Raw genomic sequence first — 2,994 nt, 5'->3', positions numbered from 1 at the left:
GCGCGGGTGCTGCCGCAGGCCGACCTCGTCGACCTGCCCACCTACGCCTTCCAGCGCGCCCACTACTGGATGACCGACCCACCCGAGGCGGTACACGCCACGAGCAGCACCACGGACGCTGACCCGGGTGAGGCGGACTTCTGGGAAGCCGTCGACCGGCTCGACCACGAGCAGGTGGCCGACACCCTGCGCCTGGACTCCGGCGACGGCCTGGAGACCGTCCTGCCGGCCCTCGCGGGGTGGCGCCGGGACCGTGCCGAACACTCCACCATCAACTCCTGGCGCTACCGCGTCGCCTGGCAGCCCGCTGACCGCGCCCCGGCCGGCACCCTCGACGGGCGCTGGCTCCTGCTGCACACCAAGGGCGTCGACACCGGCCACGCCGAACGCTGCGCCCAGGCGCTGCGGCAGGCGGGCGCGGAACCGACCGTCGTCACGGTTCCCGACGACGCCCTCGACCGGTGGGGGCTCAGCGAACTCCTGCGCGAGGCCGCCGAAGGAACCGAGGGGGCCCAGCCGGTCACCGGAGTCCTGTCGCTCCTCGCCGGCGACCGCCGGGCACATCCCGAGGACGGGGCGGTGTCCGTCGGCCTCGGCGCGACCCTCACGGTCGTCCAGGCACTGGCCGACGCCGAGGTAACCGCCCCGCTGTGGTGCGTCACGACCGGCGCCGTCTCCACGAACCGCGCCGACCGGATCGTCGACCCCGCCGCCGCCCGCCTCTGGGGACTGGGCCAGGTGGCCGCGTTGGAGCACCCCGAGCGGTGGGGCGGACTGATCGACCTGCCCGTTGACCCCGAGCCCCGGGCGATGGCCCGACTCGCCGCCGTGCTCGCCGCCGCCGAGGACCAGGTCGCCGTACGCGCCGAAGGCGTCTACGTGCGCCGCCTGCTCCACGCGCCGGCCGCCGACTCCCTGCCCCGGAAAGCGGCACCCGAGGCGGTGCTGATCACCGGTGGCACCGGCGCGCTGGGCGCCGAGACCGCCCGTATGCTCGCCCGCCGGGGCACCCGGAAGCTGGTGCTGAGCAGCAGGAGGGGCCCCGGCGCGCCCGGCGCCGCCGAGCTGGTCGCCGAACTCGCCGATCTGGGTGCCACCGCGGTCGTCCTCGCGTGCGACGTCGCCGACCGTGACGCACTGGCCGCCCTGCTTGCCGAGCACCCGGTCACCGGAGTGGTGCACGCGGCCGGAACCGATCCAGCCATACCGCTCGACTCCACATCCGTACCCGTCCTGGCCGAGGGACTGCGGGCCAAGTCCGTCGGGGCCGAGCACTTCGACGCGCTTCTCCCCGACGCCGAACTGTTCGTGCTGTTCTCCTCGATCGCCGGAGTGTGGGGGAGCGCCGGTCAGGCCGCCTACGCCGCCGCCAACGCCCACCTCGACGCCCTCGTCGCGGCCCGCCGGGCGGCCGGCCGGGCCGGCACCGCCGTGGCCTGGGGCGCCTGGGCGCAGATCGGCATGGCCGCCCGGGACGGTGCCGACGAGTACCTGAAGCGCCGGGGCCTGCGACCTATGCCGCCGGGTCTGTGCGTCACCGCGCTGGAGCGCGCGATCGACACCGACGACACCTGCGTGGTCGTCGCGGACATCGACTGGGCACGCTTCACTCCCGCCTTCACCAGCCGCCGGCCCAGCCCGCTGCTCTCGGCCCTGCCTGAGGTCACCGAGGCCCTGGCCGGGGGACCGGCCGCCGAGGACGGAGCCTCGGCCGTGCGGACCCTGCTGGCCGGGCTGCCGGAGTCGGAGTGGGCCCGCACCGTCCTCGACCTGGTCCGCCGGGAGACCGCGGCGGTCCTCGGCTACTCCGAACCGGTCGACGCCGAGCGCCCGTTCAAGGACCTGGGCGTGGACTCCCTCACCGCCGTGGCCGTCCGCAACCGGGTGGCCGGCGCTCTCGATCTGCGCCTGCCCACGACGCTGGTCTTCGACCATCCAACCCCTTCGGACGTCTCCCGCCACGTGCTTTCACTGGTCAGCGGCGACGACCGTGAGGCGGTCACGACGGCCGAGGTGTCCGACGAGCCCCTGGCGATCGTCGGCATGGCATGCCGGTATCCGGGCGGCGCCTCCTCGCCGGAGGAACTGTGGCGGCTGGTCACCGAGGGCATCGACGCGGTCGGCGGCTTCCCGTCCGACCGCGGATGGCCTACCGACGACGACTCGGGTCCCGGTAACCCCTACACCCGCGTCGGAGGCTTCGTACACACCGCCACTTCCTTCGACGCCGACCTGTTCGGCATCTCGCCGCGCGAGGCCATGGCGATGGACCCGCAGCAGCGGCTGCTGCTGGAGACCTCCTGGGAACTGTTCGAGCGCGCCGGGCTGGGCCCGCACGCCGTGCGCTCGACTTCCACCGGCGTCTTCATCGGCGCCTCACCGTCCGGGTACGGAGTGGGCGTCGCCGCCCCCGGCTCTGAAGGGCACCTGCTCACCGGAATGTCGGGCGGCGTCCTGTCCGGCCGGGTGGCCTATGTCTTCGGGCTGGAGGGCCCGACGCTGACCGTGGACACCGCCTGCTCGTCGTCCCTGGTGGCTCTGCACCTCGCGGCGCAGTCGCTGCGCGCCGGCGAGTGCACCATGGCCGTCGTCGGCGGTGTCGCGGTGATGACCAGTCCCGGAGTCTTCTCCGAGTTCGCCAGGCAGGACGGTCTGGCGTCCGATGGCCGCTGCAGGGCGTTCTCCGCTGACGCGGACGGCACCGGTTGGGGCGAGGGGGTTGGACTGCTGCTGGTAGAGCGGCTTTCCGAGGCGCGCCGCAACGGGCACGAGGTACTAGCGGTGGTACGTGGCTCCGCGGTGAACTCCGACGGTGCTTCCAACGGGTTGACGGCGCCGAACGGCCCCTCCCAGCAGCGGGTGATCCGGGCGGCGCTGGCGACGGCTGGTCTGGAGCCGCACGAGGTGGACCTGGTGGAGGCGCACGGCACCGGCACCAGGCTGGGTGATCCGATCGAGGCGCAGGCGTTGCTGGCCACCTACGGGCAGGAGCGA

1 protein-coding gene is annotated in these 2,994 nt (G+C 73.9%); it reads left to right on the top strand.

Going from position 1 to position 2,994, the window contains the following annotated elements; genetic code table 11:
• Nucleotides 1-2,994: SDR family NAD(P)-dependent oxidoreductase (locus V1L54_RS29205; protein WP_330121176.1), on the top strand; the 2,994-nt coding region annotated here is incomplete at both ends.

It is taken from the genome of Streptomyces rubellus (assembly GCF_036323805.1).
Lineage (GTDB): Bacteria > Actinomycetota > Actinomycetes > Streptomycetales > Streptomycetaceae > Streptomyces.
This window is presented reverse-complemented; position numbering and strand designations above follow the sequence as displayed.